Raw genomic sequence first — 21,845 nt, forward strand, 5'->3', positions numbered from 1 at the left:
ATCTATCCGGTCTGAGCCGGGAGGGTCCGGCGCTCAAACATACAGACGCTAGGATTTACCTGAGACAATGGCATCACGCGCCGACAGCATTGCGAGCAATCTGAACCTCGCAAACTTCTCCAAAGCCACCGAGCTGCGCCAGCGTATCTGGTTCACCATCGGTGCGCTGATCGTTTTCCGCTTTCTCAGCTTCGTGCCACTGCCGGGTATCAACCCGCTGGCACTGGCCCAGCTGGCCGAACAGACGCAAGGCGGCATCCTGGACATGTTCAACATGTTCACCGGCGGCAGCCTGGAGCGCATGAGCCTGATCGCGCTGGGCGTGATGCCTTACATTACCGCCTCGATCGTGGTGCAGATGGCATCGGCACTCCATCCGACGCTTGCTGCCCTCAAGAAAGAGGGCACCACCGGGCGCCAGAAGCTTAACCAGTACACCCGCTATGGCACGGTCTTCCTGTGCTCGATCCAGGGCTGGTTTCTGGCTGCGGGCCTTGAAAGCTTCGCCAACTCGGCGGGACTTGCTGCAGTGGTCGATCCCGGCATCATGTTCCGCATTGGCGCGGTTATCAGCCTGGTCGGCGGCACCATGTTCCTGCTGTGGCTGGGTGAACAGATCACCAGCCGGGGGATCGGCAATGGCGTGTCGCTGATCATCATGGCGGGCATTGTCGCCCAGTTCCCGACCTTTATCTCCAACCTGTTCGAGGGTGGCCGCACCGGCTCGATCGCGCCGACGATCATCATTGGTTTCGTCGTGATGGTGGTTGTGCTGATCCTGCTGATCAGCTTCATGGAGCGTGCCCAGCGCCGCCTGCTGATCCAGTATCCCAAGCGCGCAACGCAGCGCGGCATGATGCAGGCCGATAGCTCGCACCTGCCGCTGAAGCTCAACACGGCGGGCGTGATCCCGCCGATCTTCGCCAGCTCGCTGCTGCTGCTGCCGCTGACGATTTCGCAATTCGCCGGAAACTCGATCGACACGTCGAGCACCACTGGCAGCATCATCCAGTCGCTCAACCAGTACCTGCAGCACGGCCAGCCGATCTACATGACGCTCTATGCTGCCGGGATCATGTTCTTCGCATTCTTCTACACTGCGGTTGTGTTCAACCCGGAAGAAACGGCGGAGAACCTGAAGAAGAATGGCGGGTTCATCCCCGGCATCCGTCCGGGCAAGCGCACCGCCGATTATCTCGATTACGTGCTGACCCGCATCACCGTGGTGGGCGCGATCTACCTCACACTGGTCTGCGTGATTCCCGAATACATGATCGCACAGACGGGGATCCCGCTGTTTCTGGGCGGCACCAGCCTGCTGATCGTGGTCAACGTGACCGTGGATACGATCACGCAGGTCCAGTCGCACCTGTTGGCACACCAGTATGGTGACCTTATCAAGAAGGCGAAATTGAAGGGGCGGATGCGCTAAGGCACCGCATCTTTGGCCGGTCAGGTCCTTCGGGGGGTTGAGTAGTCAGATGAACATCATTCTTCTTGGGCCTCCGGGGGCTGGCAAGGGCACACAAAGCGCGCGCTTGGTCGAACACCATGGCATGCGCCAGCTCTCAACCGGCGACATGTTGCGCGCGGCGGTCAAGGCGCAGACGCCGGTGGGCCTCAAGGCCAAGGCGGTGATGGATGCGGGCGAGCTGGTTTCGGACGAAATCGTTTCCGACCTGATCGATGCCGAGCTGGCGGCGATGGACGCCGATACTGGCGCGATCTTCGACGGTTATCCGCGCACTGCGGTGCAGGCGGATATCCTCGATCGCCTGCTCGACAAGCACGGCCGCACGCTCGACTATGTTATCGAGCTGGAAGTGGATGAAGACGCGCTGGTCAAGCGCATCACCGGCCGCTTCAGCTGCGCCAATTGCGGCGCGCTCTATCACGATACGGCCAATCCGCCTGCGCAAGAGGGCGTGTGCGACGCTTGTGGCTCGACCGAGTTCAAGCGTCGGCCGGACGACAATGAGGAAACCGTGCGCACGCGGATGCAGGAATATCGCGCCAAGACCGCGCCGATCTTGCCTGGCTATGAAGCGCGCGGCATCGTGCGCCGGGTCGACGGTATGGCCAGCATCGACGAGGTGACTGCCGCGATCGACTCGATCATCGGCTGACGCTTCGCTCTTTTCCCTTCCGCCCGTTGCGCGTAGAGCCATCGGCAATGGGAGGGTTTTGCGACATGAACAGATTGCTTGCCGTTGCCGCGAGTGCTTGTGCGCTTGTGCTGGCCGTGCCGGTGCAGGCCGAAGTCGTGAAGAGCGATGCTGGTGGCTTTGTCACCCGCGACACGGCGGTGGTCAATGCCACCCCCAAAGAGGTGTGGCTGGCGCTGATCAGCCCGGCCAAATGGTGGAGTTCGGCGCATACCTGGTCGGGCGATTCCGCCAATCTCTCGATCAGGCCCCAGGCCGGCGGTTGTTTCTGCGAGCGCATTCCCGAGGTGCCCGACCCGAAGAAGATCACGCTGGAAGGCAGCGTGGAGCACATGCGCGTGATCCAGGCCTATCCCGAGGTGGCGCTGCGCATGCAGGGCGCACTGGGGCCCTTGCAGAGCGAACCGGTGAACGGCGTGCTGACGATCGCGATAAGCGAGGCTGAGCAGGGTACACGGATCGTGTGGGAATATGTCGTGGGCGGCTACATGCGTTACCCCGTCGACGTAATCGCACCTGCGGTTGACGGTGTGATGAGCCAGCAGCTGGGCGGGCTGGCCAAATTGCTGGGCCGGATCGACGAAGCCCCCGAAGCGGAAGCGGATCAGCCTGCCGCTGGCGACGAGGGCAAAGCGGATGAAGGTGCTGCAAGCGAAGAGGCCGCGGAACCCTCGCTGGAAGAAGCGATCGACGCCATGGGGAGCGGTTAAGCCGGGTTTTTCGCAACCTCCTGCTGCTTGCGTTTTGACCTTCGCGCAAAGCCGGTTATAGTCTTGAAATGGCGAAATCGCAGTCCATATCGGGCTGCGTGTCGCGCTGCGTCTGCTTGGCTGTTGACGTAGCGGGAGAATCGCACTAAGCGCCCCTCACATTCGACATGTTCGAAAACGGTCCGGCAGGCGGCAGCCCGATGCGCGCCAACCGGACTTTTTGCCGTTTGAGCATCCGCTCGCACGGTTTCGGCCATGGCGATTGAAGCGTTGAGATAGGGAAAGGCGGCCAATCCGCTGTGACCCTGTGGAGCATGGAGAAGTAAGTGGCTCGTATTGCCGGGGTCAATATCCCCACCAACAAGCGCGTAATTATCGCGCTCACCTATATCCACGGTATTGGCCGCACCACGGCCATCGAGATTGCCGACAAGCTTGGTATCGATCACACCCGCCGCGTGCAGGACCTCAGCGATGAGGAAGTGCTGCGCATCCGCGAGACGATCGACGCAGAATACACCGTGGAAGGCGACCTGCGTCGCAACACCGCGATGAACATCAAGCGCCTGATGGACCTCAGGTCCTATCGCGGCCTGCGTCATCGCAATGGCTTGCCCGTTCGCGGCCAGCGCACCCACACCAATGCCCGCACCCGCAAGGGCAAGGCAAAGCCCATCGCGGGCAAGAAGAAGTAAGCCGGGCCGGGTCTTCCCGAACCGCTTTTTCCTTCTGACGAGCTAAAGGATATACACGATGGCACGCGAACCAGGCCGCATCCGGCGCCGCGACAAGAAAAACATCACCAGCGGCGTTGCGCATATCAACGCCAGCTTCAACAACACCATGATCACCATCACCGATGCGCAGGGCAATGCGATCAGCTGGTCCAGCGCCGGCATGATGGGCTTCAAGGGCAGCCGCAAGTCGACTCCCTATGCTGCCCAGGTCGCCGCTGACGACGCCGGCAAGAAGGCCGCCGAACACGGCGTGCGCACGCTGGAAGTCGAAGTGAAGGGCCCGGGCTCGGGCCGCGAGAGCGCGCTGCGCGGTCTCGCTGCGGTTGGCTTCAACATCACCTCGATCCGTGATGTGACGCCGATCCCGCACAATGGCGTGCGGCCGTCCAAGCGTCGTCGCGTCTGATCCGTACCTGCCTGGCGGCCGCATCGGCCGCCACCTCTCAACGGACCGGACGCGCCACCAGCGCCCCGGTCCTGTCCGCACTTGAACCCTAGGGGAAATCCATGTCCGTCAACACCAAGAACTGGCAGGAACTTAAGAAGCCCAACGCTCTCGAGATCAAGGAAAGCGGCGACAAGTCCCGCAAGGTGACCTTCGTTGCCGAACCGCTCGAGCGTGGCTTCGGCCTCACGCTTGGCAACGCGCTGCGCCGCGTGCTGCTGAGCTCGCTGCAGGGCGCCGCAATTACCTCGATCAAGATCGAGAACGTGCTGCACGAATTCTCGTCGCTCGCCGGTGTGCGCGAGGACGTGACCGACATCGTCCTGAACGTGAAGCAGATCGCGCTCAAGATGGAAGGCGAAGGCCCCAAGCGGCTCCAGCTTTCCGCCACTGGCCCCGGTGAAGTGAAGGCCGGCGACATCGCCGTCTCGGGCGACATCGAAGTGATGAACAAGGATCTGGTGATCTGCCATCTCGACGAAGGCGCCACGCTGAACATGGAACTGACCGCCGACACCGGCAAGGGCTATTCCCCGGCCGTGTCGAACCGTCCGGTCGATGCGCCGATCGGCCTGATCCCGGTCGACTCGCTCTACTCGCCGGTCCGCCAGGTGAGCTACAAGGTCGAGAACGCCCGCGTCGGGCAAGAGCTTGACTATGACAAGCTGTCGCTGACCGTCGAAACCGATGGCACCGTCACCCCGGAAGATGCCGTGGCCTATGCCGCACGCATCCTGCAGGACCAGCTGACGCTGTTCGTCCACTTCGAAGACGGTATCCCGCAGCCGCAGTCGGCCATGATCGGCCAGGCTGCCGCTCCGCAGGAAGACGACGCCAACCAGCTCAACCGTTACCTCCTCAAGAAGGTGGACGAGCTGGAACTGTCAGTGCGTTCGGCCAACTGCCTCAAGAACGACAACATCATCTACATCGGCGACCTGGTCCAGAAGACCGAAGCCGAGATGCTGCGCACGCCGAATTTCGGCCGCAAGTCGCTCAACGAGATCAAGGAAGTGCTGTCCAGCATGGGCCTGCGCCTGGGCATGGACATCCCCGGTTGGCCGCCTGAGAACATCGAGGAAATGGCCAAGAAGCTCGAACAGGAGCTGCTGGGCTAAACCAATTCACGTCATTCCCGCGAATGCGGGAATCCATTTGTAGGCTTGGTGGCTTCGCACTGGATCCCCGCTTTCGCGGGGGTGACGAAATCGGGGAAGGTCGAACCCTTTTCGACCAGTACCGGGCTACCTCACACGGGCCCCTTACAAACGAAGGAAGAATACAATGCGTCACGGTATCAAACAGCGTAAGCTTGGCCGCAAGACCGGCCACCGCCACGCCCTGCTGCGCAACCTCGCAGCGGCGCTGGTGAAGCACGAGCAGATCCAGACCACGGTCCCCAAGGCCAAGGAACTGCGCCCCTATGTCGAAAAGCTGATCACGTTGGCAAAGCGTGGCGGCCTGTCGAACCGCCGCCTGGCGATGAGCCGCCTGGGTGACGAAACCCAGCTGAAGAAGCTGTTCGACGTTCTGGCCGAGCGCTATTCGGATCGCGACGGCGGCTACACCCGCATCATCAAGGCCGGTATCCGCGCTTCGGACGCCGCCCCGATGGCGATCATCGAATTCGTTGACCGCGACACCGACGCCAAGGGCCAGGATTCGGGCCCGGTCATGAACGAAGACGAATTCGAAGACGCGTAAGCGGCTCTTCGTTTGAACCGTCAAAGGGGCCGGGGAGCAATCCGCCGGCCCTTTTCTTTTGCGCATCGCCGATTAGTGTCGCGCGCATGATCCGCATGTCTCTGGCAGCGACAGCGCTGCACGCCGTTTGCCTTTGGGCCGTCCCCGCCACCGCCCAATCCGCGCAGGATGCACTCGATACCCGTTACGACCGCGCGCTTGCGGCAGGGTACAAGGCGCTGATGCTGTGCAGCGCGATTGCCAATACTGAACGCAACGCGGGAGTGCTTACTCGCACGCCAGAAAGCGTGCATCAGTGGGAGCTGACGGGCATCTATCCCTCGCTTGATCCGATCATACGCGACCTGCCCTATGAGATTGTACGCGCAGCCGATGGTCGTGTGAACCATGTCGAAGTGCAGTGGGTTGCCGATATGCCCCCGCGCTACGCGCGCCATGATATCGGCGAGGGGTGCAAGGTATTGCCGATAGGCTCTCCCGAACCCTCCTTGTCTCGTTGGGACATGAACCTGTTTGAACGGCCATATACCAATATGCATTCGGCAGTCGGGGGGGCACTCTACGATGCCGGGCGCGCGGCCTTTACTGAGAATTACGGAGAAGGCACCCGCACCAGCGCTGTGATCGTTGTGAAAGATGGACGAACAAGTGTTGCCGACTTCGCGGAAGATCGTCGCGGCGAACCCCAGCGCACATGGTCGGTTGCCAAGAGCATCGCGGCCACGCTGGTTGGGGCAGCGGTCTATCGCGGCGAAGCGGATGTCAACGCTTCAGCCGGATTGGGCGCAGACGAGAACGACCCGCGCCGCGCGATCACCATCGACCATGCCTTGCGCATGGCATCTGGCCGCTATTCGGACACGCCGGGCAACCGCACCGATCCGCTCTATTGGGGCGGGGCGACGGTGGACGAGCGTGCACAAAACTGGCCGCTGATCCACAAGCCGGGCACGGTATATCGCTACGCCAACAATGATACGCTGGCCGCCGTGCAAGCAATCGAAGCCACATTCGTGGGCCATCCACTGGCGGAATTCTTCGCCAAGATCGGCATGCATCACACCGTGGCCGAGACCGACTGGCAAGGTAACAATGTGCTCTCAAGCCAGGTCTGGGCCACCGCCGAAGATCTTGCCAAGCTGGGCCAGCTTTACCTTGACGATGGGGTCCTTCCCAATGGCGAGCGCATCCTGCCTGAAGGCTGGGTCGAGTATGTCACAACCCCCTCCGGCCCGCAGCCCGCCACCGGCACCTTCGGTTACGGGGCCGGGTTCTGGCTGCTGAACAAGGAGGACGGCGTGCCGACGGACACCTTCGCGGCGATTGGCAACCGCGGGCAATATGTGGTGATCGTGCCGAGCCGCAATGTGGTGATCGTCCGGCGCGGCGAGGATCCGGCCGGTGCGCGCTTCGATATCGTGACATTTACGCGCGATGTGCTTGCCGCGCTCGACAAGTGACGCCAGATTAAGGCGGATGATCCTGCGTGCCGCACTCTTGCCAGCTCTGCTTGCGTTCTGCGCCGCGCCGCTGGCCGCCGATACGCTGGCTGCGCCCGAATATCCGGAAACCCATGCGCAGGATTTGAGCGAGACGATTTTCGGCGAAGAGATCGCCGATCCCTATCGCTGGCTGGAAAACGACGTGCGCAGCGATCCCGAAGTGGCCAAATGGGTCGACCGCCAGAACCAGGTCACCGATGCATTCCTGGGCCAGCTCGATTCCCGCGAGTGGTTTCGCCAGCGGATAGCGAGCCTGCAGGATTTCGAGCGCTTCGGCATTCCCCGCAAGGCGGGCGAGAACTATTTCTACACGCGCAATTCCGGGCTGCAGAACCAGTCGGTGCTCTACGTACAGAATGGGCTGGAGGGGCAGCGGCGGCCATTGCTCGATCCCAACAGCTGGGCGGGCGACGGCGCAACCGCGCTGGCCGAGTGGGAGCCGTCACCCGATGGCAGACTGCTCGCCTATAGCGTGCAGGACGGCGGGACCGACTGGCGCATCATCCGGGTGATCGATGTCGCGACCGGGCAGCAGTTGGGTGACGAGATCCGCTGGGCCAAGTTCACCAATATCGCCTGGGTCGGCAACGAGGGTTTCCTCTATTCGCGCTTTCCCGCGCCGCAGGATGGCCAGGACTACCAGGCGGTGAATTACAACCACGCGCTCTATTTCCATGCTATCGGCCAGTCGCAGGCACAGGACCGGCTGATCTTCGCAACTCCTGACCGGCCGCAGCTCGATCACGTGGCGCGCACCACGCATGACGGACGCTGGGCGGTGATCTCCAGCTTTGCCGGCACCGACGACCTGTTCGAGATCACGCTGATCGATCTCAAACAGCGGGGCCGCAACCGCTGGAAGACGAAGACGCTGGTCCCCGGTTTCGAAAACAGCTGGAAGCTGATCGAGATCGCTCGACGGCGTGCTCTATTTCACCACCAACGCCGGCGCGGCGAAATATCGCATCGTCGCAGTCGATCCCACCGAGCGGCGCCTGCGCTGGCGGCTGGTCGTGCCGGAAGCGGATGACCCGATTTCAGGCGCATCAATCGTCGGCAAGCGGCTGGTGGTCGAATATTTGCGCGATGCGGCAAGCCATGCTGTGCTGTTCGACTTGCTGGGCAAGCCGGTTGGCGCAATCGAGATGGCGGGGCTGGGCACGGCGAGCGGGTTTCGCGGCGCGCCCGGCAATCCCGAGTCATTCTATAGCTACACCAGCTTCAATCGCCCGCCGTCGATCTATCGCCTGAACATCGAAACCGGGGAAACTGCGCCCTTTGCCCAGCCGGCGCTCAATTTCGATCCGGATGCCTATGTCGTGGAGCAGAAGTTCTATCCTTCCAAGGATGGCACGCGGGTGCCGATCTTCATCGTGCGCAAGAAGGCCCTGGCTGACAGCAATACGCCCGCACCCACGTTGCTGTTCGGCTATGGCGGGTTCAACCGCTCGTTGACCCCTGAATTTCGCCCGGATCGCATGGCCTGGCTGGAAGCGGGCGGCGTGTTCGCGCTCGCGAACCTGCGCGGAGGGGGCGAATACGGCAAGGCCTGGCATGACGCCGGGCGCCGCCAGAACAAGCAGAACGTGTTCGACGATTTCATCGCGGCGGGCGAATTCCTGAAGACCAACCGCTATGCCACGCCCGACGGGCTGGCGATCCAGGGCGGCTCCAACGGCGGTTTGCTGGTCGCCGCTGTAACCAACCAGCGCCCCGACCTGTTCAGCGCAGTACTCGCGCGGGTCGGAGTGATGGACATGTTGCGCTTCGACCGGTTCACCGCCGGGCGGTATTGGGTCGATGAATTCGGCTCGCCCGAGCGCGAAGACGACTTCCAGGTCCTGCGCGCCTATTCGCCCTATCACAACATCCGCAGCGGGGCGGAATATCCGGCGGTGCTGGTAACCACCGCCGATACCGACGACCGTGTGGTGCCGGCGCACAGCTTCAAATACGCCGCCGCGCTGCAAGCGGCGAAGCTGGGCCGCAAGCCGAAGCTGATCCGGATCGAAACGCGCGCAGGGCACGGCTCGGGCAAGCCGACCGACAAGGCGATCGCCGAAAGTGCCGACGCGCTGGCGTTCCTGGCGCAGTTTACCGGCCTCGATCCTGTTCAGGAAAAATAGTTCTTAACTGAACAAATCCTGTCAGTGCGATTCAGCGAGGCTCCAGTGCGAATCGCGTAGCTGTCTCTTCACAGCCGGGGCAATCCCGCCACGGCCCAGATGAGGAGACCCTCAAATGAGCAAGACAACCAGCATGTTTGCGAAGGGTGGGATCGCAACCGCAGCGGTGGGCGCGATGGCCCTGGCCGGCGCAACTCCGGTGCAGGCCCGCGATCGTGACGGAATCGATGCAGGCGATGTGATCGCCGGCGCGCTGATCATCGGCGGGATCGCCGCCGTGGCCAGCGCTGCCAGCAAGGATCGCTACCGCGACGGTTATCGCTATCACGACAACCGCTATGGCCATGGCAATTCCTATTCGGCGGTCGAGAAGTGCGTGCGCGCTGTCGAGCGCGATGCCCGCCGGGCCGGGTTCAGGCGCGCGCGGGTGACCGACATCCGCGATGTCGATCGCGAAGGGCGCGGCTGGGAAGTTTCCGGACGCCTGGTGGTCGAGGATGGCCGTGGCTGGGGCTATCGTGATCGCTATCGCGATCGGGATGACTATCGCTATCGCGGGGATTATCGCCACCGGATAAACTATGATGACCGGCGCGGCCATTATCGCGATCGTGATTTTGACCGCGGCAAGTTCACTTGCGAAATCCGCCGCGGGCGCGTGGTCGATATCGATTACAGCGGCATTCGCGGGCTCGACTAACCACGTGAATCCATGAGACGGGCGGTTCAGGCTTGCGTAAGCCTGGACCGCCTAATTTTGCCGTTAGTACTTGAGCGGTGGTGGCGCTCGCAAACAGGAGGGACCGGATGGCCCAGCTTAACCGTTTTGCCGCGCTCAGCGGCGCGCTTGCCGCCCTGTCGATGGCGGCTACCCCTTCGGCTGCGGCCGAACTCCCCAAGGCTTCGCCGGTTGCGGCCTCCGCCATTCCGGCTCCGCAAGTGTTCGATGCGGATTCGCTGAAGGCAGAGCGGCACCGCTATTGGCGCTATCGCGGCCATCGCCACCGGGTCGATGCCGGGGATGTGCTGGCCGGCGTGCTCATCATCGGCGGGATCGCCGCGATTGCCAATGCGGCGTCGAATTCGAACCGTGATCGCCGCTATCGCGAGCGCGACGTGCGCTATCGCGACTATCGCGATGATCGCCCGGTCACCCGCCGCTCCAACAGCGGCCGCGGGATCGACGGCGCCGTTGACCGGTGCCTGGCGGAAATCGAGCGCGACGTGCGCGTAGAAAGCGTCGACAGTGTGGACCGCACGGGTGAGGGCTGGCGCGTGACCGGCACGATCTTCAACGGTGATCGCTTCACCTGCCGCATCGGTGAGGACGGGCGGGTCGATGACGTCGACTTCGCTGGTGGGCTGGCTGCGGCGGCCCCGGCCGAGGATCGCCAGCACAGCGATGACCGTTACCGTGCCGCCTGGGCGCAGGTCGATCGCAGCGCACCCGCTGCAACAGACAGTGCGGAAAAGCTTCCAGCCTATCCCGGCGGCCCGGTTGATGGCGATGTCGAAACCGACGCAGCGGATGATCGCTACGTCATGGCACCGACCGGCTGAACCGCTTGATCAGCGAGGCGCGCTGTCTTCCTCATGGTAGGAAGGCAGCGCGATTTGCCAACGGATCGCGGCGCTCCTCAGCGCAAATCCCGCCAGCCAGGCGGCACCCCACACCAGCGGGTTGGCCAGGCCCAGCACCATGCCGCCAACCGTCAAAACCGACGTGACCGCAGCCGCGGTGACATATAGTTCGGGCCGCATGATGATCGACGGGCGCCCGGCCACCACATCGCGGATGATCCCGCCGACACAGCCGGTGATGACGCCCATCAGCGCGGCGGGCACCGGCGGAATGCCATAGCTCAAGGCCTTGGCACTGCCGAGCACGGCATAAGCGGCAAGCCCCGCGCCGTCGGCATAGTCGAGAAACTTGCCCTCCCACCAGCGGGTGGGGGTGAACCATGCGATCAGCGCAGTGCCCAGGCACACCGGGGCCACCCACGGATCGGTCATCCAGAACACCGGCGCGTCGATCAGCAAATCGCGAACGGTGCCGCCACCCACGCCCGTCACCAGCGCAAAGAATGCCATGGTCACGAAAGTCTGGCGCAGTTTGGCGGCCAGCAGCGCGCCGGTGAGCGCGAAGATCGCCAGCCCGAGGATGTCCAGCACATCGAGGACGGGGGTCAGGACCTCCGCCCCGTTCATTGCGCTGTGATCCGCGCCTTGCGCCGCCGGAACATCAGGACGCAGCCCAGCAGCGCGCCGATCACGCCCAGCAGCGCAAACAGGATCAGCACCGGATGGCTGGTGTCTTCACGCGTCTGCAAATCCATGATGTGGAGGCCCCACATGAAATCGAACGCGCGCCACCAGCGGGTGCGCACCGCTTCGATCTGGCCGCTGTCGCGCCCGACATAGACATGCGTGCCATCCTCCAGCACGACTTGCCAGACCGGCATCTCGCGGCGGAAATCGAACGGCACCTCGGCCGGTTCGAACGCGGTGACGCTGCGCACTTCGTCGCCGCCCGTTATTTGCGCGGCGACCAGCGTGCGGGCATCGCTGGCGGTGAGTGCGGGCAGCTGCGCGCCGCTGAGCATGTCGACCCGGCGTATGCTGCCGTCCATGCCGGTCAGGATCGCCACTGCGCGCCCTTCCTGCATCACCGCGCGCATCTCGCGGATCGGAAATTCGGCACTGGCCAGCGTGCTGCCGGGCAGTACCAGCGGCTGTTCAGGCTGTTCGATCCGCAGATGGTTGCCGCGCACTTCCTCGATCGGGCGCGAGACCATGAACAGGCCGGTCACCAGCCACATCAGGATCGGGAAACCCACCAGCCAGCCAAGCCAGATGTGCCATTTGGCAAAGCGTTGCATCAGGGGTTTGGCCATGGCTCAGCCGTTGACGATCGCGTCGATTTCACGCGCTGCGGCGATACAGTCGAGATCCGCCAGATGCGGCCCGATCACCTGCACACCGCAGGGCAGTTCGACGCCGTCGATCGTGCTCCCGCCGATGGGCAGCACGGTGGAGGGCAGGTCAGGGAAGGTCGCCAGGCCCGCCCAGGCGAGCCCGGTCGCGCCTTTCACATCTTCCCCGTCTATCGTCAGCGTTCCCTTGAACACCGAAGTTTCGCTATGCGGCACGGCCAGCACCGGGGCGGGCGGGGCGAGCACGAAATCGATCTCGGCAAACAGCAACTCCCACGCGCGCTGGTTTTGTGCTTGCTTGTCGAGCAGGTCGAACCAGTCGGTGGCGGTGGCGCGCGTGCCATTGGGGGAGGGGGCGCCGCGTGCCATCGAGGTGTTCATCAACCTGAGGTAATCGGCATGTTGCGCTGCGAGATCGGGCAAGTGGGCGCTGCTGCGCAGCACTTGCACGCCCGCCGCTTCCAGCGCGCCAAGCGCGGCCTCGATCGGTGCGCGCACGCTGGCATCGGGCGAACTGACCGGATGATCGAGCAGTGCCAGCACGCGGCACTGCTTCAGCGGTTTTCCGCTGACGGCCAGCGGATGGCGCGCTGCGATCTTCAGCAGTGCGGCGAGGTCATCGGCATTGCGCGCAAAGGGCCCGGCGACCGAGAGCGCCCCATCATGCGCAATCGATTGGGCGCGCGGGGACTGGTGCCCGCGCTTGCTGACTACGCCCCAGGTCGTGCGGTGCCCCCATACGCCGCAGAAATGCGCCGGTACGCGGATCGAACTGCCGACATCGGTGCCGAACTCGCCCGGTACCATGCCGCTGGCGACCGCTGCCGCCGATCCGCCCGAGGATCCGCCAGGCGAACGCGCATGGTCGTGAGGGTTGTTGGTGCGGCCATAGACCGCATTGAAGCTCTGCCAGTCGGTCAGGTCTTCGGGCACATTGGTCTTGCCCACGATCACTGCGCCGGCCGCCTTCAGCCGGGCGACCACTTCCGAATCCTCGGCCGCGATATGATCGGCGCAATCGGCATAGCCATAGGTGGTGGGCAGGCCGGCCACGTCGAAGCTTTCCTTCACCGTCATCGGCACGCCGAACAGCGGCTGGTCGGCGCGGGGCCCGGCCTTATCCATCGCCTTGGCGGTGGCAATGGCCCGCTCAAAATCGCACACCGCAACGGCGTTTACATGCACGTCGAGATGTTCGATCCGGGCGATGGCGTCTTCCACCGCCTCATGCGCGCTCATCTCGCCTGCGCGGATCGCAGCGGCGATCTCCAGTACGCCCGGTTTTTCAGTCAGTTTCGGATAGGCCAAAGAATGCTCCCCTCAGGGCCCGTCATAATTCGAGCCTGCGGGACAAGTAAATCGCGATTTGTGCGGGTGTGGTGACAATCGGGCGCTGCAGGGCTAGGTCTGGCCGCATCTTCCCGGACTTCGAGGTTCCCCATGCGTCTTGCCCTTCTCCCGCTGTTGCTTGCAACCAGTGCCTGCGTTTCCGGCGTTGCGGAAGCGCCGCCGGTGGCGGTGACGGCGCCTGCCGAGCCGGACTATGACCTGCGGACGCAGATGGCCAAGCTGGCGGTGGTCGATATGGCGCCCGACACCAGCTATCTCTCGGCCGAGGAACGCCAGGTCGTGAACCTGCTGATCGAAGCTTCGGGCTATATGAGCGAGATCTACAAGCGCCAGCGGCTCGCCGATTATGACCGCGCGCGCGGCGCGGTGGCGATGAACCGGCGCGCCGATCGCGACCTGTTGCTGACCATGTTTGATCGCAATTTCGGACCGTGGGACGAGCTGGCCGAGCTGCATCCGTTCTGGGGCACCGAGCCGATGCCCGAAGGCGCGGGCTTCTATCCCGCCGACCTGACCCGTGAGGAATTCGATGCCTATCTGGCCGCGCATCCGGACGAGGCGGCGGCGCTGACCAGCGATTACACGGTAGTCCGCCGTGAAGGAAATCGGCTGGTCGCGGTGCCATATTCCAAGGCGTATGCCGAATGGCTCGTGCCGGCTGCCGCGCTGTTGGAGCGGGCCTCGCAAGTGACCACCAACCCCAGCTTGAAGAAATTCCTGTCACTGCGCGCCAAGGCCTTCCTCTCTGACGATTATTTCGAAAGCGAGCTGGCCTGGATGGATCTGGAAGGCACGCCCATCGAAGTCGCGATCGGGCCCTACGAAGTCTATACCGACCGGCTTTACGGCAAGAAGACCGCGTTCGAGAGCTTCGTGACGCTCAAGGACCCCGAAGCCTCCGCCGCGCTCGATAAATACAAGGGATACCTCCGCGACATGGAGGCAAACCTGCCCATTCCTGACGAGCACAAGAATTTCCAGCGCGGCTTTGCCAGCCCGATTGCGGTGGCGGACCAGATCCAGGGCGGCGGCGACAATGTTCCCGGCGTCCAGACCATCGCTTTCAACCTCCCCAATGAAGAGCGCGTTCGCGAGGCCAAGGGCGCGAAGAAGGTGATCCTGTCGAACGTGCTGGGCGCGAAATATGACCGCATCCTCGCGCCGATCGGGCGGCTGGTGCTGAGCGAGCGCCAAGCGCCGCTGGTGGTGAAGAAATACATGCAGCTGGAAACGCTGTTCCACGAGCTGTCGCACAGCCTTGGGCCGGGCACGATCGTGAAAGACGGGCGCACCACCACCGTCAACGCCGAGCTGAAGGACCGCTATTCCGCGCTTGAAGAGGCCAAGGCGGATGTGATGGGCGTGTGGAACATCGTCTTCATGATGGAGAAGGGCGAGTTGCCCATCGCCGAGAAAGACCAGCTGTGGCCGACCTATTTCGCCGGCATCTTTCGCTCGGTGCGGTTCGGGGTGACCGATGCGCATGGCGAAGGTGCCGCGCTGCAATATGGCTATCTCAAGGAGAAAGGCGCGTTCCGTTGGGATGCCGCGCAAAGCCATTACGTGATCGACCCTGCGAAGATGGAGGCGGGCCTCAAGGCCTTGCTGCATGACCAGCTTATGCTGCAGGCGCTGGGCGATTATGAAGGAACCAAGGCATTCTTCGATCGCTACGCCCATCTTGACGAGCATGCCGAAGCGGCGATTGCGGCGATGGAGGAAATCCCGGTCGATATCCTGCCGGTCTATCCCAAGGGCGTGTGAGCGGCCCGGGCGGGTTTTGCGACCAGTCCCAGCGCCAATGCATAACCCAGGATCGGCGCGGCGCCGTATCCGATCAGCGGGGTGGGGTAATTCGACAGCAGCGCCATCAGCATGAAGCCGCCGAGCGTGCCCGCCAGCGCGAAACACTCTGCGGTCGGCATCGGCACCGCCTTGAGGATCAGCAGGAAACAGGCCAGCCAGGCGAACAGCAAGCCGAGCGCCATAAGCGGCTGGACTCGGGCCGCATCGACCAGGACGCGCTCGACAAAAGGCTGTGCAGGCAATTCACCATGCATCGCCGCGATCAGGCTGGCGACAAAGGCGATTACCGCCACCACGCCGGGCTTCCAGCTCGGCTTGGCGAAATAGAGCCCCGCACTGGCGCCCAGCACCGCGAAACCCAGCGCGGCATCGGGCTGGACCAGTGCGGCGAAGGCCGCAGCGAGCAGGATTGGCGGCGCATAGTCGGGCTCGCGCGCGGCGAGTACGGCGATCGTTGGCAGCGCCAGCATCCCGGCATGGAGCTGGAACGGGCCAAGCGGCAGCCAGCGCGCAATCCCGTTCAGCTCGGGCCCGGTCGCCAGCGGCACGAACAGCAGTACCAGAAGGGTGACGATCATTATGCGCTGGAGCCTTCGCCCTGAAAGAGCGGTGAGCAATGCGGCAAGCGCCAGCCCTGCGATCAGCGCGCCTGAATTGATCGCCAGATAGTGCACCGGCGCCCCGGCGTAGGCCATCCACGCCAGCCCGGCCAGCACCGGCAAGGCCAGCGCGAGCAGTGCGGACAGTCGCTCATTCAGCCGCTGCCGCACCTGCGTCGCGCCGGATCAGATATGGATCGGTTTGCCCCGCACGCCCATGGCCGCTTCCTTCATCGCTTCGGCATGGGTCGGGTGCGCGTGGCAGGTGTAGGCGATGTCCTCGGATGTGGCGCCGAATTCCATCGCCACCGCCGCTTCGGCGATCATCGTCCCGGCAACGCTGGCAATCGCCCAGACGCCGAGCACGCGATCGGTCTCTGCATCCGCGATCACCTTCACGAAGCCATCAGGCTCGTGATTGGTCTTGGCGCGGCTGTTGGCCATCATCGGGAACTTGCTGGTCTTGATCGAGCCGCGCTCTTTCGCTTGTTCCTCGGTCAGGCCCACGCCGGCAATCTCCGGCCAGGTGTAGACCACGCTGGGGATGACATCGTGATTCACGATGCCGGTTTCGCCGGCGATATTCTCGGCCACGGCAATGCCTTCGTCCTCGGCCTTGTGCGCCAGCATCGGGCCGGGGATCACGTCGCCGATCGCCCAGACACTATCGACCTTGGTGCGGAAATCGTGGTCGGTTTCGATCTGGCCGCGCTGGTTGGTTTCAAGGCCGATGTTCTCAAGGCCTAGCCCGTCGGTGTTGGGTTTGCGTCCGATCGACACCAGCACGCAATCGGCCTCCAGCGTTTCGCTGGCGCCGCCTGCGGCAGGTTCCAGCGTCAGCGTGGCCTTCTTGCCCTTCACGGTCACACCGGTGACCTTGGTCGAAAGCTTGAAGGTGATCCCTTGCTTCTTGAAGATCTTGTTGGCTTCCTTGCGCACGTCGCCGTCCATGCCGGGCAGGATCTGGTCGAGGAATTCGACACAGATGACTTCCGCGCCAAGCCGCCGCCAGACCGAGCCGAGCTCCAGCCCGATCACGCCGCCGCCGATCACGACCATTTTCTTGGGCACGGATTTCAGCTCGAGCGCACCGGTTGAATCGACCACCACGCCCTTGGCATTGTCGATCTCGACGCCGGGCAGCGGAGTGACCGAGGAGCCGGTCGCGATCACGATATCCTTCGCGGTGACGGTTTCGCCCCCCACCTTGACAGTGTGCGCGTCAACGAAGCTGGCGTAGCCCTTCTTCCAGTCGACCTTGTTCTTCTTGAACAGGAATTCGATGCCCTTGGTCAGGCCATCGACCGCGTCGATCCGCTGGGCGTGCATCTTTTCGAGGTTGAGCTTGGGCTTCACTTCCACGCCCATGCTTTCCATCGTGCCATTGGCGGCCGCGTCGAAAAACTCCGAAGCGTGCAGCATCGCCTTCGAGGGGATGCAGCCGACGTTGAGGCAGGTCCCGCCCAGCGTTGCGCGGCCTTCGGCACAGGCAGTCTTGAGGCCCAGCTGCGCCGCGCGGATCGCGGCGACATAGCCGCCGGGTCCGGCACCGATGACAAGGACGTCGTAGTCGTATTCAGCCATATTTCGTCTCACGTCATCCCCGCGCACGCGGGGATCCAGTTTGCACCCTCCGCCGGTGGATTCCCGCGTTCGCGGGAACGACGAAGGATGGTAGGGGGATATCACAAATCGATCAGCATCCGCGTGGGATCTTCGATCGCTTCCTTGATGATCTTCAGCGCGGTCACGGCCTCTCGCCCGTCGATCAGGCGGTGGTCATAGCTGAGCGCGATATACATCATCGGGCGGATCACGATCTGTCCATCGACCACCACCGGGCGATCCTCGATCCGGTGCAGGCCCAGCACGGCCGACTGCGGCGGGTTGATGATCGGGGTCGACATCAGCGATCCGAACACGCCGCCGTTACTTATGGTGAAGGTGCCGCCGCTCATGTCTTCCATAGTCAGCGTGCCTTCCTTGGCGCGCTGGCCGAAATCGGCGATATCCTTCTCGATCCGCGCGAAGCTCTTCTTGTCGGCATCGCGCACCACCGGCACGACCAGGCCGTTCGGGGCGGAAACCGCTACCGAAATGTCGACATAGTCGTGATAGACGATCTCGTCGCCTTCGATATAAGCGTTGACCGCGGGCACATCCTTCAGCGCCAGGCACGCGGCCTTGGCGAAGAAGCCCATGAAGCCGAGCCGCACATCGTGCTTCTTGGCGAACAGGTCCTTGTACTTGTTGCGCGCCTCGATCACCGCCGACATGTCGACATCGTTGAAGGTGGTGAGCAGCGCGGCATTGTCCTGCGCGCTCTTGAGCCGCTTGGCGATGGTCTGGCGCATCCGCGTCATCTTGACGCGCTCGCTGTTGCGGCCCGCACCAGTCGATGCAGCTGCGGGTGTCGGGGCCGGTGCGGGCGAGGGGGCGGGTGCGCCCGATTCCTTCGCTTTGGCGGCTGCCAGAACGTCTTCCTTGGTCAGGCGTCCGTCCTTGCCGGTGCCCTTGATCGTAGTCGGATCGACCCCGTGTTCCAGCACGGCGCGGCGCACTGCAGGCGACATCGTGACCGCGTCGCCAGCCGGTGCTGCCTCTTCCTTGGCGGCAGGGGCGGGCGCAGGTTCCTTCGCGGCCGCGGGCTTGCTTGCGGCGGCACCGCCGCTGCCTTCCTCGATTACCGCGATCACTGCGCCGACTTCGACCGTGTCGCCTACGGCAACCACGTGTTCGCCCATCACGCCGGCAACGGGCGAGGGCACGTCGACCGCGACCTTGTCGGTTTCGAGGCTGGCGATCGGCTCGTCCGCCGCAACCGCGTCACCGGGCTGCTTGAGCCATTCGCCGACAGTCGCTTCGCTGACCGATTCACCCAGGGTGGGAACTTTGACTTCAGTGGCCATGTATTTGTTTCCTTAGGCCTTCTTTTTGGAGGACTTGGTGGAATTGGGAGCGCTGCCGAGGCCAAGTGCTTCGGCGATCAGCCTTTCTTGCTGTTCCTGGTGGCGGCTGGCGAGGCCGGTCGCCGGCGAAGCCGAAGCGTCGCGCCCGGCATAGCGCGGCCGCATGCCGTCATGCCCGGCATTGCTCAGCGCTTCCTCGATCTGGCTTTCGACGAAGAACCACGCACCATTGTTCTTGGGTTCTTCCTGGCACCAGATGACCTCTTCGAGTTTGCTCATCCGCTTCAGCCGGGCGCTCAGTGCTTCTCCGGGGAAGGGATAGAGCTGTTCGATCCGTACGATCGACACGTCCTTCAGCCCTTCCTCGTCGCGCTTGTCCATCAGGTCATAGGCGACCTTGCCGCTGCACAGCACCAGGCGGCGCACCTTCTTGTCATCGATCGCCGTCATGTCGGACTTGATCCGCATGAAGTGCTGCTCGCCCATGAATTCCGATGCGCTGCTCTTGGCCTTGGGATGGCGCAGCAGGCTCTTGGGCGTCATGATGATCAGCGGCTTGCGGAACGGGCGCAGCATCTGGCGGCGAAGGACGTGGAAGTAGTTCGCCGGTGTGGTGATGTTGCAGACCTGGATATTGTCGTTCGCGCACAACTGCAGGAAGCGTTCGAGCCGCGCCGAGCTGTGCTCTGGCCCCTGGCCCTCGTAGCCATGCGGCAGCAGCATCACCAGGCCGTTGGCGCGCAGCCATTTGGCTTCGCCGCTGGCGACGAACTGGTCGATCATGATCTGCGCGCCATTGGCGAAGTCGCCAAACTGCGCTTCCCACAGTACCAGCGTCTTGGGATCGGCCATGGCAAAGCCATATTCGAAGCCGAGCACGCCATATTCGCTGAGCGGGCTGTCATAGACCTCGAACTTGCCGTGCGGCAGCGTGGTGAGCGGGATGTATTTGCGCTCGGTCTTCTGGTCGACCCACACCGCATGGCGCTGGCTGAAGGTGCCGCGGCCCGAATCCTGCCCTGACAGGCGCACGCCGAAGCCTTCGGTCACCAGGCTGCCGAAGGCGAGCGCCTCGGCGGTGGCCCAGTCAAACCCGTCACCCTGCTTGAACATGTCAGCACGACCTTCGATCACGCGGCGCAGTGTCTTGTGCGCTTCCAGATCGTCAGGGACGGTGGTCAGCGTGCGGCCCAGGCTGTCGAACAGCTTCTTTTCGATCGCGGTTTCGATATTGCGCCGCGCGCCTTCCGGATCGACCGGCTTGTTGAGGCCCGCCCAGCGCCCACCGAACCAGTCCGCCTCATTCGGTTTATAGCTCTTGGCAGCTTCGAATTCCTCGTCCAGCTGGGCGATGAATTCCTCGCGCAGTTGCGGCGCATAGCCCTTCTGGATCACGCCTTCCTCGATCAGCCGGTCAGCATAGAGCACGCTCACCTTGGGGTGCTGGCGGATCGCGTCATACATCAGCGGCTGGGTGAACTTGGGCTCGTCGCCTTCATTGTGGCCGAACCGGCGATAGCACCACATGTCGATCACGATGTCGCGGCCGAAGGTCTGGCGGTAATCGACCGCCAGCTTGCAGGCAAAGGTCACCGCTTCGGGATCGTCGCCATTGACGTGCAGGATCGGCGCCATCACGCCCTTGGCCACGTCACTGGGATAGGGCGACCCGCGCGAGAACTTGGGCGCGGTGGTAAAACCGATCTGGTTGTTGATGATGAAGTGCAGGCAGCCGCCGGTGTTGTAGCCGGGCACGCCTGACATGCCGAGGCATTCCCACACCACGCCCTGGCCGGCAAAGGCGGCATCGCCGTGGATCAGCACCGGCAGCACCTGCTCGTGCTTCTTCAAGTCGTCGCGGATCGCCTGTTGCGCCCGCGCCTTGCCCAGCACCACCGGATCGACCGCTTCGAGGTGCGAGGGGTTGGGCACCAGGCTCATATGCACTTCGATCCCGTCGAATTCACGGTCGGTGCTGGTGCCGAGGTGGTACTTCACATCGCCCGAACCGCCCACTTCGTCAGGCTGGGCGCTGCCGCCGGAGAATTCGTGGAAGATCACCTTGTAGGGCTTGCCCATGACGTTCGCGAGCACGTTCAGGCGGCCACGATGGGCCATGCCGTAGATGATCTCGCGCACGCCATTGGCGCCGCCATATTTGATCACCGCTTCGAGCGCGGGGATCATCGATTCCCCGCCGTCGAGCCCGAAGCGCTTGGTGCCGACATATTTCTTGGCGAGGAATTCCTCATATTGCTCGCCACGGATCACCGCGCCCAGGATCGCGCGCTTGCCTTCGGGGGTGAACTGGATCGTTTCGCCCGGGCGTTCGAACTTGTCCTGCAGGAAGCGCCGCTCTTCCGTGTCGGCGATGTGCATGTATTCGAGGCCAACCTTGCCGCAATAGGTCGCACGCAAGGCCTGGTAGAGCTCGCCCACCGTGGTCCATTCAAGGCCCAGCACCCCGCCGACGTAAACCTCGGTCGATTCCTGGTTGGCAAAGCCGTGGAATTCCAGTGTGAGGTCCTGCGGGTCTTCGCGCATGTGCAGGCCCAGCGGATCGAGATCGGCTGCCATATGCCCGCGCACACGGTAGAGCCGCACCAGCATCATCGCCTTGATCGAATTGGCGGCGGCCTGTTCGATCGACTTCGCATCGACCGGCTTGCCGGCCTTGGCGGCGGCTTCCTTGACGGCGGCCTTCAGCTGCGTGGGATCGAGCGCGGAAGTGAGGTCCGCGCCCGCATCCGCGACCGTTTCCAGCCAGCGCGGATTGCCCCAGCTGGGGCCGGGTTGCGGGCCGTCCTGGTCGCCCAGTTCGGGGAGGAAGGTGTGGCTTTCGTTACCCATTACAATTCT

At 63.5% G+C, this 21,845-nt stretch carries 20 protein-coding genes; 13 read left to right on the forward strand and 7 right to left on the reverse strand.

The features are described 5' to 3' along the window. The first annotated feature begins 67 nt into the window (after positions 1–67). From secY to G6N82_RS14900, 12 genes are all read left to right on the forward strand, one after another. Positions 68–1,432: a preprotein translocase subunit SecY gene (secY, locus tag G6N82_RS14150; protein WP_165197524.1), complete on the forward strand. Its 1,365-nt coding sequence runs from the start codon at positions 68–70 to the stop codon at positions 1,430–1,432. 49 nt (positions 1,433–1,481) lie between these two features. Further along, positions 1,482–2,126, forward strand: coding sequence for an adenylate kinase (locus G6N82_RS14155; RefSeq protein WP_165197526.1), 645 nt, complete (start codon positions 1,482–1,484; stop codon positions 2,124–2,126). A 65-nt stretch (positions 2,127–2,191) separates the two neighbouring features. Continuing rightward, positions 2,192–2,875: an SRPBCC family protein gene (locus G6N82_RS14160; protein WP_206520233.1), complete on the forward strand. Its 684-nt coding sequence runs from the start codon at positions 2,192–2,194 to the stop codon at positions 2,873–2,875. Between the two features lie 326 nt (positions 2,876–3,201). After that, positions 3,202–3,570 (forward strand): 30S ribosomal protein S13, encoded by a 369-nt coding sequence (gene rpsM / locus G6N82_RS14165; RefSeq protein WP_165197528.1) that lies wholly within the window; start codon positions 3,202–3,204, stop codon positions 3,568–3,570. A 58-nt stretch (positions 3,571–3,628) separates the two neighbouring features. After that, positions 3,629–4,018, forward strand: a complete 390-nt coding sequence (gene rpsK / locus G6N82_RS14170) for a 30S ribosomal protein S11 (protein WP_017666383.1) — start codon at positions 3,629–3,631, stop codon at positions 4,016–4,018. A 101-nt stretch (positions 4,019–4,119) separates the two neighbouring features. Continuing rightward, positions 4,120–5,175, forward strand: coding sequence for a DNA-directed RNA polymerase subunit alpha (locus G6N82_RS14175; RefSeq protein WP_165197530.1), 1,056 nt, complete (start codon positions 4,120–4,122; stop codon positions 5,173–5,175). A gap of 166 nt (positions 5,176–5,341) precedes the next feature. After that, positions 5,342–5,761 (forward strand): 50S ribosomal protein L17, encoded by a 420-nt coding sequence (gene rplQ / locus G6N82_RS14180; RefSeq protein ID WP_165197532.1) that lies wholly within the window; start codon positions 5,342–5,344, stop codon positions 5,759–5,761. An 86-nt stretch (positions 5,762–5,847) separates the two neighbouring features. Further along, positions 5,848–7,221 (forward strand): serine hydrolase, encoded by a 1,374-nt coding sequence (locus tag G6N82_RS14185; RefSeq protein ID WP_165197534.1) that lies wholly within the window; start codon positions 5,848–5,850, stop codon positions 7,219–7,221. A gap of 16 nt (positions 7,222–7,237) precedes the next feature. Next, on the forward strand, positions 7,238–8,293 hold the full coding sequence (locus tag G6N82_RS15335) for a hypothetical protein (RefSeq protein WP_346773740.1): 1,056 nt from the start codon (positions 7,238–7,240) through the stop codon (positions 8,291–8,293). Then, the gene (locus tag G6N82_RS15340; RefSeq protein ID WP_346773741.1) at positions 8,187–9,389 is read left to right on the forward strand and encodes a prolyl oligopeptidase family serine peptidase; all 1,203 of its coding nucleotides are present in this window, start codon (positions 8,187–8,189) and stop codon (positions 9,387–9,389) included. Before G6N82_RS15335 ends, G6N82_RS15340 begins: the two co-directional genes overlap by 107 nt. A 115-nt stretch (positions 9,390–9,504) precedes the next feature. Beyond that, the gene (locus G6N82_RS14195) at positions 9,505–10,089 is read left to right on the forward strand and encodes a hypothetical protein (protein ID WP_241255124.1); all 585 of its coding nucleotides are present in this window, start codon (positions 9,505–9,507) and stop codon (positions 10,087–10,089) included. Between the two features lie 107 nt (positions 10,090–10,196). Beyond that, on the forward strand, positions 10,197–10,949 hold the full coding sequence (locus tag G6N82_RS14900) for a hypothetical protein (RefSeq protein WP_206520235.1): 753 nt from the start codon (positions 10,197–10,199) through the stop codon (positions 10,947–10,949). 9 nt (positions 10,950–10,958) lie between these two features. On the opposite strand, the gene G6N82_RS14205 is transcribed toward G6N82_RS14900, so the two are convergent. The 3 genes from G6N82_RS14205 to G6N82_RS14215 are packed head-to-tail and all read right to left on the reverse strand — an operon-like array spanning position 10,959 to position 13,630. Continuing rightward, positions 10,959–11,597, reverse strand: a complete 639-nt coding sequence (locus G6N82_RS14205) for a trimeric intracellular cation channel family protein (protein ID WP_165197536.1) — start codon at positions 11,595–11,597, stop codon at positions 10,959–10,961. Then, entirely contained in the window at positions 11,594–12,283 is a 690-nt protein-coding gene (locus G6N82_RS14210) for a PepSY domain-containing protein (RefSeq protein WP_165197538.1), read from the reverse strand. The genes G6N82_RS14205 and G6N82_RS14210 overlap by 4 nt, the downstream gene beginning before the upstream one ends. Positions 12,284–12,286: 3 nt before the next feature. Next, positions 12,287–13,630 (reverse strand): amidase family protein, encoded by a 1,344-nt coding sequence (locus G6N82_RS14215; protein WP_165197540.1) that lies wholly within the window; start codon positions 13,628–13,630, stop codon positions 12,287–12,289. A gap of 132 nt (positions 13,631–13,762) precedes the next feature. Between G6N82_RS14215 and G6N82_RS14220 the strand changes: the two genes are divergently transcribed. Further along, a complete protein-coding gene (locus G6N82_RS14220; protein WP_165197542.1) occupies positions 13,763–15,436 on the forward strand; it encodes a hypothetical protein in 1,674 nt (557 codons plus the stop codon). On the opposite strand, the gene G6N82_RS14225 is transcribed toward G6N82_RS14220, so the two are convergent. The 4 genes from G6N82_RS14225 to G6N82_RS14240 form a co-directional block, all read right to left on the reverse strand. Next, a complete protein-coding gene (locus G6N82_RS14225; protein ID WP_165197544.1) occupies positions 15,418–16,248 on the reverse strand; it encodes a hypothetical protein in 831 nt (276 codons plus the stop codon). The two genes, G6N82_RS14220 and G6N82_RS14225, sit on opposite strands and share 19 nt — an antisense overlap. A gap of 15 nt (positions 16,249–16,263) precedes the next feature. Continuing rightward, complete coding sequence (gene lpdA, locus G6N82_RS14230; protein WP_165197546.1) at positions 16,264–17,661, reverse strand: dihydrolipoyl dehydrogenase; 1,398 nt, start codon at positions 17,659–17,661, stop codon at positions 16,264–16,266. A gap of 101 nt (positions 17,662–17,762) precedes the next feature. Then, positions 17,763–18,986: a 2-oxoglutarate dehydrogenase complex dihydrolipoyllysine-residue succinyltransferase gene (odhB, locus tag G6N82_RS14235; RefSeq protein WP_165197548.1), complete on the reverse strand. Its 1,224-nt coding sequence runs from the start codon at positions 18,984–18,986 to the stop codon at positions 17,763–17,765. A 12-nt stretch (positions 18,987–18,998) separates the two neighbouring features. Continuing rightward, positions 18,999–21,836 (reverse strand): 2-oxoglutarate dehydrogenase E1 component, encoded by a 2,838-nt coding sequence (locus G6N82_RS14240; RefSeq protein ID WP_165197550.1) that lies wholly within the window; start codon positions 21,834–21,836, stop codon positions 18,999–19,001. Positions 21,837–21,845 lie beyond the last annotated feature (9 nt).

It is taken from the genome of Altererythrobacter sp. BO-6 (genome assembly GCF_011047315.1).
Classification (GTDB): domain Bacteria; phylum Pseudomonadota; class Alphaproteobacteria; order Sphingomonadales; family Sphingomonadaceae; genus Erythrobacter.

Coding starts and splice junctions, on each gene's coding strand:
- secY (WP_165197524.1), top strand. CDS start 68: ATGGCATCACGCGCCGACAGCATTGCGAGCAATCTGAACCTCGCAAAC.
- G6N82_RS14155 (WP_165197526.1), top strand. CDS start 1,482: ATGAACATCATTCTTCTTGGGCCTCCGGGGGCTGGCAAGGGCACACAA.
- G6N82_RS14160 (WP_206520233.1), top strand. CDS start 2,192: ATGAACAGATTGCTTGCCGTTGCCGCGAGTGCTTGTGCGCTTGTGCTG.
- rpsK (WP_017666383.1), top strand. CDS start 3,629: ATGGCACGCGAACCAGGCCGCATCCGGCGCCGCGACAAGAAAAACATC.
- G6N82_RS14175 (WP_165197530.1), top strand. CDS start 4,120: ATGTCCGTCAACACCAAGAACTGGCAGGAACTTAAGAAGCCCAACGCT.
- rplQ (WP_165197532.1), top strand. CDS start 5,342: ATGCGTCACGGTATCAAACAGCGTAAGCTTGGCCGCAAGACCGGCCAC.
- G6N82_RS14185 (WP_165197534.1), top strand. CDS start 5,848: ATGATCCGCATGTCTCTGGCAGCGACAGCGCTGCACGCCGTTTGCCTT.
- G6N82_RS15335 (WP_346773740.1), top strand. CDS start 7,238: ATGATCCTGCGTGCCGCACTCTTGCCAGCTCTGCTTGCGTTCTGCGCC.
- G6N82_RS14195 (WP_241255124.1), top strand. CDS start 9,505: ATGAGCAAGACAACCAGCATGTTTGCGAAGGGTGGGATCGCAACCGCA.
- G6N82_RS14900 (WP_206520235.1), top strand. CDS start 10,197: ATGGCCCAGCTTAACCGTTTTGCCGCGCTCAGCGGCGCGCTTGCCGCC.
- G6N82_RS14205 (WP_165197536.1), bottom strand. CDS start 11,597: ATGAACGGGGCGGAGGTCCTGACCCCCGTCCTCGATGTGCTGGACATC.
- G6N82_RS14210 (WP_165197538.1), bottom strand. CDS start 12,283: ATGGCCAAACCCCTGATGCAACGCTTTGCCAAATGGCACATCTGGCTT.
- G6N82_RS14220 (WP_165197542.1), top strand. CDS start 13,763: ATGCGTCTTGCCCTTCTCCCGCTGTTGCTTGCAACCAGTGCCTGCGTT.
- lpdA (WP_165197546.1), bottom strand. CDS start 17,661: ATGGCTGAATACGACTACGACGTCCTTGTCATCGGTGCCGGACCCGGC.
- odhB (WP_165197548.1), bottom strand. CDS start 18,986: ATGGCCACTGAAGTCAAAGTTCCCACCCTGGGTGAATCGGTCAGCGAA.
- G6N82_RS14240 (WP_165197550.1), bottom strand. CDS start 21,836: ATGGGTAACGAAAGCCACACCTTCCTCCCCGAACTGGGCGACCAGGAC.